General features: G+C 45.8%; 13 protein-coding genes. 1 reads left to right on the forward strand and 12 read right to left on the reverse strand.

What is annotated here, in order from left to right; all coding sequences use genetic code 11:
* Positions 1-52: 52 nt before the first annotated feature.
* A complete protein-coding gene (gene rlmD / locus R7E29_RS08865) occupies positions 53-1,372 on the reverse strand; it encodes a 23S rRNA (uracil(1939)-C(5))-methyltransferase RlmD (RefSeq protein WP_136976895.1) in 1,320 nt (439 codons plus the stop codon).
* A gap of 192 nt (positions 1,373-1,564) precedes the next feature.
* Here rlmD and barA point away from each other — a divergent pair, with 192 nt between their 5' ends.
* Positions 1,565-4,363, forward strand: a complete 2,799-nt coding sequence (gene barA / locus R7E29_RS08870) for a two-component sensor histidine kinase BarA (RefSeq protein ID WP_005383774.1) — start codon at positions 1,565-1,567, stop codon at positions 4,361-4,363.
* Positions 4,364-4,432: 69 nt separating this feature from the next.
* On the opposite strand, the gene acpS is transcribed toward barA, so the two are convergent.
* The 11 genes from acpS to rpoE form a co-directional block, all read right to left on the reverse strand.
* The gene (acpS, locus tag R7E29_RS08875; protein WP_005380927.1) at positions 4,433-4,813 is read right to left on the reverse strand and encodes a holo-ACP synthase; all 381 of its coding nucleotides are present in this window, start codon (positions 4,811-4,813) and stop codon (positions 4,433-4,435) included.
* A 10-nt stretch (positions 4,814-4,823) separates the two neighbouring features.
* On the reverse strand, positions 4,824-5,558 hold the full coding sequence (gene pdxJ, locus R7E29_RS08880) for a pyridoxine 5'-phosphate synthase (protein ID WP_005384579.1): 735 nt from the start codon (positions 5,556-5,558) through the stop codon (positions 4,824-4,826).
* Positions 5,555-6,286, reverse strand: coding sequence for a DNA repair protein RecO (gene recO / locus R7E29_RS08885; protein WP_005384578.1), 732 nt, complete (start codon positions 6,284-6,286; stop codon positions 5,555-5,557). The genes pdxJ and recO overlap by 4 nt, the downstream gene beginning before the upstream one ends.
* A 115-nt stretch (positions 6,287-6,401) precedes the next feature.
* Positions 6,402-7,364, reverse strand: a complete 963-nt coding sequence (era, locus tag R7E29_RS08890; RefSeq protein ID WP_005380931.1) for a GTPase Era — start codon at positions 7,362-7,364, stop codon at positions 6,402-6,404.
* Entirely contained in the window at positions 7,357-8,034 is a 678-nt protein-coding gene (gene rnc / locus R7E29_RS08895) for a ribonuclease III (RefSeq protein WP_005380932.1), read from the reverse strand. Before rnc ends, era begins: the two co-directional genes overlap by 8 nt.
* Positions 8,035-8,055: 21 nt before the next feature.
* Positions 8,056-8,955 (reverse strand): signal peptidase I, encoded by a 900-nt coding sequence (gene lepB / locus R7E29_RS08900; protein WP_005380933.1) that lies wholly within the window; start codon positions 8,953-8,955, stop codon positions 8,056-8,058.
* A gap of 104 nt (positions 8,956-9,059) precedes the next feature.
* A complete protein-coding gene (lepA, locus tag R7E29_RS08905; protein ID WP_005380934.1) occupies positions 9,060-10,853 on the reverse strand; it encodes a translation elongation factor 4 in 1,794 nt (597 codons plus the stop codon).
* 158 nt (positions 10,854-11,011) lie between these two features.
* Positions 11,012-11,482 (reverse strand): SoxR reducing system RseC family protein, encoded by a 471-nt coding sequence (locus tag R7E29_RS08910; protein WP_005380936.1) that lies wholly within the window; start codon positions 11,480-11,482, stop codon positions 11,012-11,014.
* A gap of 2 nt (positions 11,483-11,484) precedes the next feature.
* Positions 11,485-12,444 carry a sigma-E factor regulatory protein RseB gene (gene rseB / locus R7E29_RS08915; RefSeq protein ID WP_005380941.1) on the reverse strand — a complete coding sequence of 320 codons (960 nt, stop codon included), beginning with the start codon at positions 12,442-12,444 and terminating at the stop codon, positions 11,485-11,487.
* Positions 12,441-13,067 carry a sigma-E factor negative regulatory protein gene (locus R7E29_RS08920; protein WP_054577172.1) on the reverse strand — a complete coding sequence of 209 codons (627 nt, stop codon included), beginning with the start codon at positions 13,065-13,067 and terminating at the stop codon, positions 12,441-12,443. The genes rseB and R7E29_RS08920 overlap by 4 nt, the downstream gene beginning before the upstream one ends.
* Before the next feature lie 26 nt (positions 13,068-13,093).
* A complete protein-coding gene (gene rpoE, locus R7E29_RS08925) occupies positions 13,094-13,672 on the reverse strand; it encodes an RNA polymerase sigma factor RpoE (RefSeq protein ID WP_005380946.1) in 579 nt (192 codons plus the stop codon).
* Between the last annotated feature and the right edge of the window lie 399 nt (positions 13,673-14,071).

The raw sequence follows: 14,071 nt of genomic DNA on the forward strand, positions 1-14,071 counted from the left end.
ACACGCTGGCTTTATGACCACCCACCACAAATAAGGGGTCAAAGTCCTAAAGTTAGGACTTTTCAAACAATGCCATCGATTCTAGATGACTGGTATGAGGGAACATGTCCAGCATACCTAATTTAGTTAATTTATAGCCTTGCTCTATCAAGCTTTGACTATCCCTAGCAAGGGTAGCAGGATTACAAGAAACATAAACTACACGCTGTGCGCCAAGCTCAGAAACTTGATCGATGATCCCACTCGCTCCCGCGCGTGCCGGGTCTAATAATACTTTATCAAACCGCTCTGCGGCCCATGCTTGGCCTTCAAAATCTTGCTCAAGGTTAGCGTGATAAAATTGCGCGTTATTGATTTGGTTCAAAGATGCATTGTTTGTGGCTTTTTCTACCATCTCTGCAACACCCTCTACTCCAACCACGTACTTAGCTAATTTCGCAACTGGTAAACTAAAGTTGCCTAAACCACAGAACAAATCTAACACTCGGTCACTCTTTTGTGGGTCTAACCACTCAACCGCTTGTTTGACCATTTGTTGGTTTACACCTTGGTTTACTTGAATAAAGTTATTTGGTGCAAAAGGGATTTTCACTCCAACTTCTTGATAAAAAGGCATATCGCCTTCGATAAGGTCTAATTGTTCTGTCGATGGCATTAAGTACAACGATGCGCCATGACGTTTTGCCAACTCCGTTAGAGATTGAGTTTCACTCGTTGTCAGAGCGCTCAAGTGGCGCAGCGTAATACACGGCCCATTATCACCAAGTACCAGCTCTACATGACCCAATTGTTCAGGCTTTTTGAACGCTTTTAGCGCTGAGTAAATCTCTGGCAGCAAAACATTCAGTTCCGGTGCCAGCACTGGGCAATCGGTCACTTGCGCAATTTGCTTACTCTGCTTTTTACGGAAACCAAAATGTAGCTGACGTGTTTTTTTATCAACAAACAAGCTCACTCTCGCACGGCGACGGTAGGCCTGCGAATATCCCAATAACGGGGCATCTAGTTCAATGTCACTGCCTGAAAATTTTCGCATTAGCTGACGCAACGTTTGCTGTTTGTACGTCAATTGTTGGCCATAATCTAGATGCTGCAAATCACAGCCACCGCACTCATGATAATGTGGGCAAAATGGCTCCACACGAGCTTCACTCGGCTTAAGGATTTTAATCAACTTACCGCGAGCGTATTTGCTCTTTTCTTCCACCAATTGAGTGACCACCTCCTCACCCGGCAGTGCTCCATCAATAAACAATGGCTTCTTTTTGAGGTAAGCAATGCCTGCGCCGTGGTGATCTAAACGCTCTACTTGCACTGCTTGGTGCCGAGTATTGAGTTGGGTTTTCTTTTTCGGTTGAAAGATGCGTGCCATGCTCTATGCCTGATTTATGTGTAATTGCTCTTCGGCTTCACTATTCTTGATTGCAGCCGTTGTGTGATTCGAGTGACTTGATTATGCTTACCGTTTATTCGGTGACGTCACTTCTTTGCTCAAGGCTTTATCGTGCGCTTGAGAAATAATGCGTTATTTTCCCATATCCAGACTCCGATGTAATTAGATAACATGACCAGATATGGCTTACGAGCACGTGTAATTACACTAACTCTCGCTCCCACTCTCATTATTGGTTTATTACTGAGCGGCTTTTTCTCATTTAACCGCTACCAAGACCTTGAGAAACAAGTTATCACCACTGGTAACAGCATTATTGAGCCGCTGGCGATTGCCAGTGAAACTCATCTACTATCAGAAAGCCGAGAGGCGGTACGTCGCTTGATAAGCTACGCGCACCGCAAAAACTCCAAACTGGTTCGTAGTATCGCGGTATTTGATGAACATCATGAGCTCTTTGTGACCTCTAACTTTCATCCTAATTTTGAAGCCTTGATGTTTCCCAAAGATAAACCGATCCCGCAACTGGGTAATTCGGAAATCTACGAAAACTCACTGATATTGCGTGTCCCCATTTTGTCAGAAGGTCACTACTTAGCGGAGTTGTCGAACGAAAGCCAAGGCACAAAAGCGATTGGTTACATCGCCGTCGAGTTAGATCTCTCCTCCTTGAGGCTGCAACAGTATCAAGAAGTCTTCTCTGCTTTTTTAGTTCTGGTTCTCGGTCTTGGCTTAGCAAGTGTGTTTGCTTCACGTCTAATGCACGATGTGACCCAACCTATCACCCACATGAAGAATGTCGTTGACCGCATTCGCCGTGGTCATCTGGATGTGCGTATCGAAGGCAAAATGCACGGTGAGTTAGACCAGCTAAAAAATGGCATCAACGCCATGGCGGTATCGTTATCAGAATATCACGTGGAGATGCAGCACAGTATAGACCAAGCCACGTCCGACTTACGTGAAACGCTTGAGCAGCTAGAAATTCAGAACGTTGAGTTGGATATCGCGAAGAAACGCGCGCAAGAAGCGGCCAGGGTTAAGTCAGAGTTCTTGGCGAACATGTCGCACGAGCTGCGTACTCCGCTCAATGGGGTGATTGGCTTTACTCGTCAAATGCTTAAAACGCAGCTTTCTAACAGCCAAACGGATTACCTACAGACGATTGAGAAATCGGCGAACAACCTGCTGAATATCATCAATGACATTCTCGACTTCTCGAAACTTGAAGCGGGTAAGCTGGCACTCGAAAACATTCCTTTTGATTTCCGAGAAAGTTTAGAAGAGGTAATTAACCTACAAGCCACAAGTGCACATGAGAAAGGGTTAGAAATCACCCTAAAAGTGGACCCTAAAATTCCACCAGGTTTAGTTGGGGATCCACTACGTATCCAGCAAATTTTGACGAACTTAGTCGGTAACTCAATCAAGTTTACCGAGCGAGGCAACATTGATGTTAGCGTAGAAATGCGCTCTCAATCAGGAGACTCCGTCGAACTGCAATTCATGGTGCGTGATACCGGTATTGGTATCTCTGAGCGTCAGCAAGCGCAGTTGTTCCAAGCCTTTAGCCAAGCAGATGCAAGTATTTCACGTCGTTACGGCGGTACTGGTCTTGGTCTGGTTATCACTCAGAAACTGGTGAGCCAGATGGGCGGCGAAATCAGTTTAACCAGCCGTCTACACCAAGGTTCAACCTTCTGGTTTACGGTGCGCTTGCACTCAACCGAGATGCCAATGAGCGAACTGATTGAAGTGGAACTTCTGACTGGGAAGCAGTTACTGCTGATTGAACCAAACATGCAAGCCGCATCCGTAACCCAACAGATTCTGAGTCAGGAGGGTATTTTAGTAACCTACCGCTCTTCGCTACCAAACAACGAAGAACAATATGATTATGTATTGTTGAATTTAGCGGCCAACCAGACTCACGATGCGGAAGTTATTACACCTTGGATAGAACAAGCGAAACGCATGGCTCCGAGTGTTCTCCTAGGGACACCGAGTACCGAATTGGCGCTTGCGGACCAAATAATGACAGAGCATCACGTCCAGTGCCTGACGAAGCCATTGTCTCGCCGTAAGTTGCTACAAAGCCTGATTAGCGAACATGTAGAATCGCCACCTGTATTAAGCGCTCCAATTACGCCAAGCGAAGGGGACCGTTTACCTCTGACTGTACTAGCAGTGGATGACAACCCTGCAAACTTGAAGCTGATCTCTGCACTGCTCCGCGAACGAGTAGAAACCGTCACCGCCTGTAGCAATGGCCAGCAAGCGGTGAACCTGGCGACAGAGAAAAAGTACGATTTAATCTTTATGGATATCCAAATGCCACAAATGGATGGGGTGACCGCTTGTAAGCACATTAAAGAGCTGGAGTTAAATAAAGACACGCCAGTGATTGCGGTAACGGCGCATGCCATGGCAGGGGAACGAGACCGCTTGCTCTCAGCAGGAATGGATGACTACTTGACCAAACCTATTGAAGAGCATGTGCTGCAACAGGTTTTGGTTCACTGGAACCCAAATGCTTGTACAGAGAGCATTGGCAAAGTCGCCCCTTCATACGTTGATGAACCTGAAGGAAGCGCACCACAACCCGTTTCTTCGCCTCAGCAGGATGTGATTATTGATTGGCAAGCAGCCTTAAAACAGAGCGCGAATAAAGAGGATCTCGCTAAAGACATGCTGCGCATGTTGATTGAGTTCATCCCTGAAGTAGAAGCAGTCGTTGACCAAGCTCTGGAGCAAGAAGATATCTCCCGTGATGACCTAATTCATGTCATCCATAAGCTGCACGGCAGTAGTTCATATTGCGGCGTTCCAAGACTGAAGTCACTCTGTGCGACGCTTGAGCAAGCACTGCGCTCAGGGGTCAGTCTTGAGGAAGTTGAGCCTGAAATGTTCGAGCTGCAAGATGAAATGATTAAAGTAACAACAACCGCAAAGTTATACCTTGAACAGTGATCTATTGAAGAGAAACAAAAGCCAGAGCAAATGCTCTGGCTTTTTAGTATTTTGTTTAAGACTTACAAGCTAGGATTCAAAAATGACCGTCGCCACAGCGTAATGACGCTCATCGGAAATGGACAGGTGAATGTGGTTAACGCCCATCGCATCCGCTATTTGCTTGGCTGTGCCCGTCAATGCGAGCACTGGTTTTCCAAGCTCATCGTTCGAGATGGAAAAGTCGTGAAACGTGACCCCTTTTGCGATCCCTGTTCCCAATGCTTTTGAGGCCGCTTCTTTAACTGCAAAGCGCTTAGCAAGATAACGACCTTGCAGCTTAAGCTGTGAGAATTTGGCCATTTCTTCTTCTGAAAGAATCCGCTGAGCAAAAGGTTCACCACTACGAGCTAACGCTTTTTCAATACGCTCAATTTCTGCAATGTCGGTCCCTAACCCTATAATCGCCATCTAGATAGCCCTATGACTGGCGAGCCTCAATCATCAGTGCTTTCATGTCAGCAACCGCTTTATTTAAACCATCAAATACTGCGCGACCAATGATTGAGTGACCAATGTTGAGTTCGTAAATTTCTGGTAATGCAGCAATTGGTGCGACATTGTGATAAGTCAGGCCATGCCCGGCATTAACAATAATACCTAGGTCATGTGCATAACTCGCACCAGCAGCAATCTTCTTCAGTTCAGCTTGCTGTTCGTCTTCTGTCGTCGCATCTGCATAGTGGCCAGTATGTAGCTCAATAAACGGAGCGCCACACTTTTTCGCAGCTTCAATCTGTTGACGGTCAGCATCAATAAAGAGCGAAACTTTAATGCCGGCATCTGTCAGCTTTTTCGTCGCAGCTTTAATTTTTTCAAGCTGCCCTACAACATCTAAGCCACCTTCCGTCGTCAGTTCTTCACGCTTTTCAGGCACTAGACACACAAACTCTGGTTTAGTTTGCAGCGCAATCTCAACCATTTCGTCCGTCACTGCCATCTCTAGATTCATACGCGTTTGAATGGTTTCACGCAGAATACGTACATCACGATCCAAAATATGGCGACGGTCTTCACGTAAGTGGATAGTGATACCGTCCGCGCCTGCACGCTCTGCAATTTCAGCAGCGTGAACAGGATCTGGGTATTTTGTACCACGTGCATTACGTAGAGTGGCAATATGGTCGATATTGACGCCTAAATAAATTGAGCTCATTTTCCGTTACTCCGTGCTCTGGGGGTCTGAATGAAAAATTCACGACTTTTTAAAGGTTTGCCGCCAAGATACGGCTTTAAGGCTATACGTGTAAAGCGTTTTGCCGCTTTTAGCTGCTCTTTAGTGACGAACCGCCGCTCACTGATAGCAATCAGTTCATTCCCTAAAAACGTGAGGTTATCGCGCCTAACCGAAGCAATAAACCCTTTCTGTTCCCGGTAACGATAGGTCATTTCTGGATCGACGGGCTCGCCGGTACCTGCACAATGCAAAAAATCCACGCCATACCCCATCGCAGACAGCAAGGCTAACTCAAAACGACGCAGTGCAGGCTCAGGGTTCTCGTTGTGCGCCAACTCGGTTAACGCATGCAAATAATCATGAAATAGTGCTGGCATCGGCACTTCAGCCATCAAAATACGGCCAATCAGTTCATTGACGTACATGGCTGAGTAGAGATTAATGCCCGTTAACGGCAAACCTAAACTTATCGGCTCGGCTTGACGCAAAGTCTTCATCGAACCTTTCCCCGACCATTTAAGTAACAGCGGAGTAAAAGGTTGCAATGCGCCTTTTAAGTTCGAACGCTTACTGCGCGCGCCTTTGGCCATTAAAGTCATTCGACCATATTCCTCACTGAATACATCAAGGATTAAGCTCGATTCACTGTAAGGGCGGCGATGTAAAACAAAGCAGCGCTGTAAACCTTCGGAAGACAGATTACTCATCTAAGTCATTGTGCCTAAAAAGTGTGAAATAAAAAATAAGGAGCCGAGCGGCTCCTTATTTTAATCGATACTGATTTTTCATCGATGTTGGAGCGAAGCACCTTCGCAGCCAAGATTATAAATCGTCTATATAACCCAACGATCGCAACGCTCGTTCGTCGTCTGCCCAGCCAGATTTCACTTTTACCCAAGTTTCTAGGTAAACCTTACGACCGAACAATTCTTCCATATCTAAACGCGCTTCGCGACCAATGGTTTTAATCTTCTCGCCGCCTTTGCCAATCACCATTTTCTTCTGGCCATTACGCTCAACAAGAATCAAGGCATTGATGTGGAAACCGTCGGTTTCTGGGTTGTAATCAAAACGTTCAATCTCAACCGTTACTGAGTATGGCAGCTCTTCACCAGTAAAGCGCATCAGCTTTTCACGCACAATCTCAGACGCCATAAAACGCTGAGAACGGTCAGTCACGTATTCTTCTGGGAAGTGATGCGTTGCTTTAGGTAAGTGATTACGCACGTGCTTACGCAGTACGTCAATGTTCTTACCTTGCTTGGCAGAGATTGGCACAACATCCACGAAGTCCATCTTCTTCGACATCTCCGCCATGTGTAGCATCACGTCGTTACGATCTTGTACGTTGTCGACTTTGTTTACACAAAGCACAACTGGGAAGTTCGATTTTTGAAGTTTGGTCAGTACCATCTCATCGTCTTTAGTCCAATGCGTACCATCGACTAAGAAGAACACAAGGTTTACATCACTCAATGACGAGTTAGCAGCACGGTTCATCAAACGGTTGATCGCACGCTTTTCTTCAATGTGAAGTCCAGGCGTGTCGACGTAAATCGCTTGGTAATCGCCGTCCGTATCCACACCCATAATACGGTGGCGTGTCGTTTGCGGCTTACGAGAGGTGATCGAAATCTTCTGACCCAAAATCTTGTTCAAAAGTGTCGACTTACCTACGTTTGGACGACCAACAATAGCAATAAAGCCACAGTGTTGGTTTTCTGGCGAGCTTGGCTCACCTTGTGATGCGAAAAACGCATCGATATCGAATTCGTTATCAGCCATTTGTTAATTGCTCAAGTGCTGTTTCAGCAGCCGCTTGTTCTGCCTTGCGGCGGCTGGTGCCTTTACCGATTACAGGCTTATCCACACCTGCTACTTCGCACTCAACCGTGAACTCTTGGTTGTGCGCTTCACCTTTAATATTAGTCACTGTGTAGACAGGCAGCGGTTTTCTTCTGCCTTGTAGGAACTCTTGTAGGCGAGTTTTCGGATCTTTCTGTGAAACGCCTGGTTTAATGGCTTCAAGGCGTGACTGATACCAACTCAGTACAATGCCTCGCACAACTTCAAGATCACTGTCTAGGTAAATTGCGCCAATAATGGCTTCAACCGCATCGGCTAAAATAGAGTCTCGGCGAAAACCGCCACTCTTCAATTCACCTGGACCTAATTTTAAATAATCTCCTAGATCGAATTCACGACCCAGTTCCGCCAATGTATGTCCGCGAACCAAAGTAGCACGCATGCGGCTCATGTCACCTTCGTTCACTTTTGGGAAACGATGGTACAGATCATCAGCGATGACAAAACTTAAAATTGAATCGCCCAGAAACTCAAGACGTTCATTGTGCTTACTGTTGGCGCTGCGGTGCGTCAGCGCCAAATTGATAAGCCCGGCATCTTGAAACTGGTAGCCGAGCTTTCTCTCTAGTTTATCAATTGGAGAATTCATACTCTCTCGATATTTGAATGGTTAGTGAATGCCACCGATGCGGTTAAAACGCACACCAGTTGGAATCCATGAAGGTAGAACACTATCTGCGCCACGATCAAACTCGAAGCTGATCCAGATCGCGACAGCTTTACCGACTAAGTTTGCTTCTGGAACAAAGCCCCAGTAACGGCTGTCAGCACTGTTGTCACGGTTATCACCCATCACAAAATACTGACCTTGTGGTACAACCCACTCTGTCGTGCCGCTGCGTGGGAAATATTGCTCCACGCGGTTACGCACAAGAGGGTTAACCAAAATATTGTGCTCAACGTTACCCAATTTTTCATCCAGTTGGATCATTGGAATACCGTTCGAGCTAAACTGACTTTCTTCAACATTGCTCAGTTTAACTGGCTTACATGCCGATTCGCCTTGGCTTTGCACGCAAAGCTGCTTATCACTTGAATAACGCACGATATCACCAGGTAAACCAACTACACGCTTAATGTAGTCCACACTTGGTTGTGGTGGGTATTTGAATACCACGATATCACCACGCTCAGGCTTACCAGTTTCCACTAGCTGAGTACGCCATACTGGGTCTTTTAGACCGTACGCGTACTTCTCAACTAAAATGAAATCGCCAACCAGCAAGGTAGGCATCATTGAGCCTGATGGGATTTGAAATGGTTCGTAGATAAAAGAACGTAATACTAAAACGAACGCGATCACAGGGAAAATAGAGACGCTATTTTCAACCCACCAAGGCTGACGCTCAACTTTTTGCAAGGTCACTGCATCCAAACCATTAGACGTCTGAGCTTGAATCTCAGCCAGTTTTTCCTGACGCTTTTTCGCGAAAACCAGCTTTTCCAATAGCCAAACCACGCCAGTTACCAAAGTCGCAATAACCAACATCAGTGAGAATGTATTCGCCATTAAATTCCCTTATCTAAAAATACGAAAGTGAAAGAGCCGAAACCCTTTCACTTATTTTAATATCTAACGTCTTAAGACCGACAAGTGTGAGACAAAGTTCAACTTTAGTCTTTACCTACGTGAAGGATGGCTAGGAACGCTTCTTGAGGCAGCTCAACGTTACCGATCTGCTTCATGCGTTTCTTACCTTCTTTCTGTTTCTTCAGAAGTTTCTTCTTACGACTTACGTCACCGCCGTAACATTTCGCAATAACGTTCTTACGCAACTGTTTTACCGTTGAACGAGCGATAATGTGGTTACCAATTGCCGCTTGGATTGCGATATCAAACATTTGGCGAGGGATGAATTCTTTCATCTTCTCTACCAACTGACGACCGCGAGTCTGAGACTGATCTTTGTGTGTGATCATCGCCAATGCATCAACAGTGTCACCGTTAAGAAGAACGTCTACACGTACCATGTTCGAAGCTTCAAAACGCTGGAAGTTGTAATCCAAAGATGCGTAACCGCGTGATGTTGATTTCAGACGATCGAAGAAATCCAGTACCACTTCAGCCATTGGAATATCGTAAGTCACAGCGACTTGGTTACCGTGGTAAACCATATCAACTTGACTGCCTCGCTTTTCAACACACAGAGTGATTACGTTACCTAGGTACTCTGAAGGCACAAGGATATTACAACGTGCAATCGGTTCACGAATTTCTTCAATGTCATTGATCGCTGGTAGTTTTGCTGGGCTATCAACATACAGCAGATCGCCATCTGTCTTCTCAACTTCGTAAACTACCGTTGGTGCTGTGGTAATAAGATCCAAGTCGTATTCACGCTCTAGACGCTCTTGGATGATTTCCATGTGCAACATGCCAAGGAAACCACAACGGAAACCAAAGCCAAGTGCCGCAGAGTTTTCTGGCTCGTAGAATAGCGATGCGTCGTTAAGGCTTAGTTTGCCTAGTGCGTCACGGAAGTTTTCGTAATCGTCGGAAGATACAGGGAACAGACCTGCGTAAACCTGAGGTTTAACTTTCTTAAAGCCAGGTAGCGGTTTATCACAACCATTCTTCGCTAGAGTCAGCGTATCACCAACAGGGGCACCAAGAATGTCTTTGATACCACAAACAACCCAACCTACTTCACCAGTACGAAGGGTATCGGTATCTACTTGTTTTGGCGTAAAGATACCAAGGCGGTCTACACCCCAAACTTGGCCCGTACTCATCACTTTGATCTTATCGTTCTTCTTCAGTTCGCCGTTTTTAATACGCACTAGAGAAACAACGCCAAGGTAGTTATCAAACCATGAGTCTATGATCAGCGCTTGTAGTGGCGCATCTGGATCACCTTCCGGTGCTGGAATCGCTGACACAATGTTCTCTAGAACGTCATCAACACCGATGCCTGTCTTCGCAGAACAGCGGGTTGCTTCCATTGCATCGATACCAACGATTTCTTCAATTTCTTCCGCTACACGCTCAGGATCGGCTGCTGGTAGGTCAATCTTGTTCAAGATTGGCACAACCTCTAGATCCATTTCGATCGCGGTGTAACAGTTAGCCAGTGTTTGAGCTTCAACACCTTGACCCGCATCCACAACCAATAGCGCACCTTCACAAGCCGCTAGAGAACGTGATACTTCATATGCAAAGTCAACGTGCCCCGGAGTATCGATGAAGTTCAGCTGATACGTCTCACCGTCTTTAGCGGTGTAGTTTAGCGTCACACTCTGAGATTTGATGGTGATGCCACGCTCACGTTCAAGATCCATAGAATCCAGAACCTGTGCGGCCATTTCACGATCGGTTAACCCGCCACAAACTTGGATTAGACGGTCTGATAGGGTCGACTTACCATGGTCGATGTGGGCGATAATCGAAAAGTTACGAATGTGCTTCATAGATTTAGGGTGACTAACTCTTTACAAATAGGGACAGTAAGAAACGCCATCTACTGACGGCATTTCAATCAAGTTGGCAGATTCTACCGAATTTCGTTAACGGGCGCACGTAATTTAAAGTACATACCCAAATAACCTTTAGTGGAGGGGGACAACACTTACTGGATTGGCTCTCCAAGTACCCTAACGAGGGTAACTTGGCGCTTAGATTCATCTTCTAACGGACGAGAAACACGTTTTGCGATCCACATTCCACCAGCGGCAAACAATACCGATGCCAATATGATGATGCCTTCCCCGCCGGCTGTCAGCGGCGCTAATAGGAAGTGACCAAACATCGCACCGATAATCAAACCAAACAATGGCAGTAAATAAACCGCCATTGCTGATTTTATTAGGCTCGACTCAGGAAAACCAATCTCGACGACTTGACCTATTTTCACCGATTTATCCGTGCGCAGGTGCCAAGATAAACTCTTGTTACCAATGGCTTTAGTAACAACGCCCGTTCCACAGCTTTTCTGTGAAGAGCAACTACTGCAACTGGTCTGCTGTTCGCAACTTAAATCAATTTCGAATTGCTTGCCGCGACGATGCACGTCTGTCACGGTAGCCAACGCGGTCATCATTGTTATTTACTCTTTGTTACATTAAATGTGACAGATTGGGCGATACGCTGTGCTGTGGTCGGTGGAATGTCTCCTACAACAGAGATTTCATGTTGACCGCTCACAAAACTGTGTAGCGTTCTTCTGCCTTGGCGAACCAACTGCCCTTTTAACGAATGCTCATCTTTGTTTGCTACGTAAACAGAGAAGCTAAACAGACCATCAGAATACAGCTGGCTCTCCACCATTTGGTTAGTAACGGCCATACGATAGCGGTTGAGCTCGTTCGGTTCGAAACCCTCAGGGATCCAACCAACCTGCCAATTACTGGTCCCAATATCGCCTTTTGGCATGGTGAGAACAGCAGGTAATTGAACATCTTGCAGGCCACTCATTAACTCTGCGATTTTTGGGTTTACCGTGTAAGAAATAGTGCGATATTGTTCAAGCATCTCACCATCGCGGTCCACAAGGTCGGCACGTAACGGCAATTTACTCTTCTCATCGATCCATAGTACGTATGAATAGCGCAGACCGTCTTTAGGAACAATACGCAGCACTTGTGTTGCCACACCAGCTTCACGAGCTCTACCCACTTTTACATAGTCGTAATACAAGTTTAGCTCATCGATATTGGTGTTGAGCATAGGCATAGTCGGAGCGACCATTTTACCTGACTCGATGGTGAACGGTTCTAAACCCGTTTCGATATAACTTACTTCAGTTCCGCGACGAATCACTTCACGCACAGGGCCACTTAAGTAGACAAGATGAGCATATTGATCGTCACCATGCGTGGCATGACGATACAGCAACGGCTCAATGCTGTTCTTTTTGATAAGGATATAAGAGAGTTCGTAACTTAAATTCTTACTCGCCTCGCTCATTTGATGCAATAAAGCCTCCGCTGGCTTATCACCAGCAAAGGCTTGAGAAGACATCATACTGAACAGAGCGCAAGCGCTGATCAGAAATTTTTTCATTCAATATCCGGATTCAGATTTGCATCTTGTTGAGATGCATCACTGTTAATTCGTAACTGCAATTCGTAGTCTCGCAGCATAGCATGAACACGCTTGCGCTGCTCTTGCATATTTGCCTCGCCTACAGAACGTTCTACAGACTCACGAGTCAAACTCACTGGTTCTGCGCTGCCAGCAAACGGAACCGTCTGCAATACAGGTAATTGATCTGTTTGCGGCGACATTGAATCGCTACCACCGTACTGCTGTACACCTAAAATAACAACAAGCGATACACATGCAGCAACAGCAACTTGACCAAACTGCGTCAACCAACCTGGCAACTGACGTTTTGCTTTTTGCGGTTCTGGTTGCGACTCTTTTGGCGTATCCGCAATTGAGATAACATTTGCACTGTGCGAATCAAACGCACGGTGTGCAAGTTCATCTTCTAACGCTAACGCCACGCTTTCAGCAATATTCCACTCAGGTTTTGCTGGCGCTTCGCCTCGCATCACATCACCAATCAGGTGATAGTTCTGCCAAGCATCACGGCTCTCTTGGTCTTGCTCTAACTCTTGAATTAAAGCCTTATCGACCAATTCTCCATCCATGAGAGCTGAAAGTTTTTCTTTGTCAGCCATTATTTTCACCATAGTTATTACTTGTACTAGCGTTGCAAAAGAGGTCTGATTTTCTTTTCCACCGCCTCACGAGCACGGAAGATACGCGATCGTACCGTTCCTACCGGGCAATCCATCACTTCTGCAATTTCTTCATAACTCAAGCCATCGAGCTCTCGTAATGTCATTGCGGTTTTTAAATCTTCAGGTAAAGCTTCGATTGCACTGAACACCACCCGTTGCAATTCTTTGGACAACGTTAAGTTCTCAGGGTTCGATATTTCTTTAAGTGCACTACCTGTTTCGTAAAATTCAGCATCTTCAGCATCGACATCTGTCGCTGGAGGTCTACGCCCTTGAGCAACAATGTGATTTTTCGCAGTATTCACTGCAATGCGATACAGCCACGTATAAAACGCACTTTCCCCACGAAAGCTAGGGATAGCTCGGTAAGCTTTAATAAACGCTTCTTGTGCTACATCTGGTACATCGCCAGGATTACTAACGTATCTGGAAATAAGATTACATACCTTATTCTGGTACTTTGTTACCAACAGGTTGAATGCTTGCTTATCGCCATTCTGAACTCGCTCAATCAATACTTGATCGGTCAGCTGCTCGTTCATTCGAGCGGATACTCCTATTTGTTATGCCCCTACTCTTCTCAGATATGGGTACTAATTATGCAAAACGTAGTATTGACACCACTGCTTACTTGAGCACTATTGTGACCCTAACGTGAATGAGAAAGTTCCATGGTTTCTCAAGTTTTTTGTCATTGTTTTTTCACAGTGTGATGTCTGTACCCAAATGACCACCGCTGCCTGACTTTAGTCTAAGTTTGACAAGCGAGCATCTTGGAGGGAAATGGGTATAATGAATGATCTCTGTCCCAGATTGTGCTGGGTCGAGCATGGAAAAGCAATGGCATTGACAAACTATTACTTTTCATTTGCATGGCTAATGGCTATCTGAACACCGCGTTACAAATTATTACTTAGGAAGCATGCTCATGCTCTGCATGA

The sequence above is a fragment of the Vibrio sp. Vb1729 genome (assembly GCF_033338655.1).
Taxonomy (GTDB): Bacteria; Pseudomonadota; Gammaproteobacteria; order Enterobacterales; family Vibrionaceae; genus Vibrio; species Vibrio alginolyticus.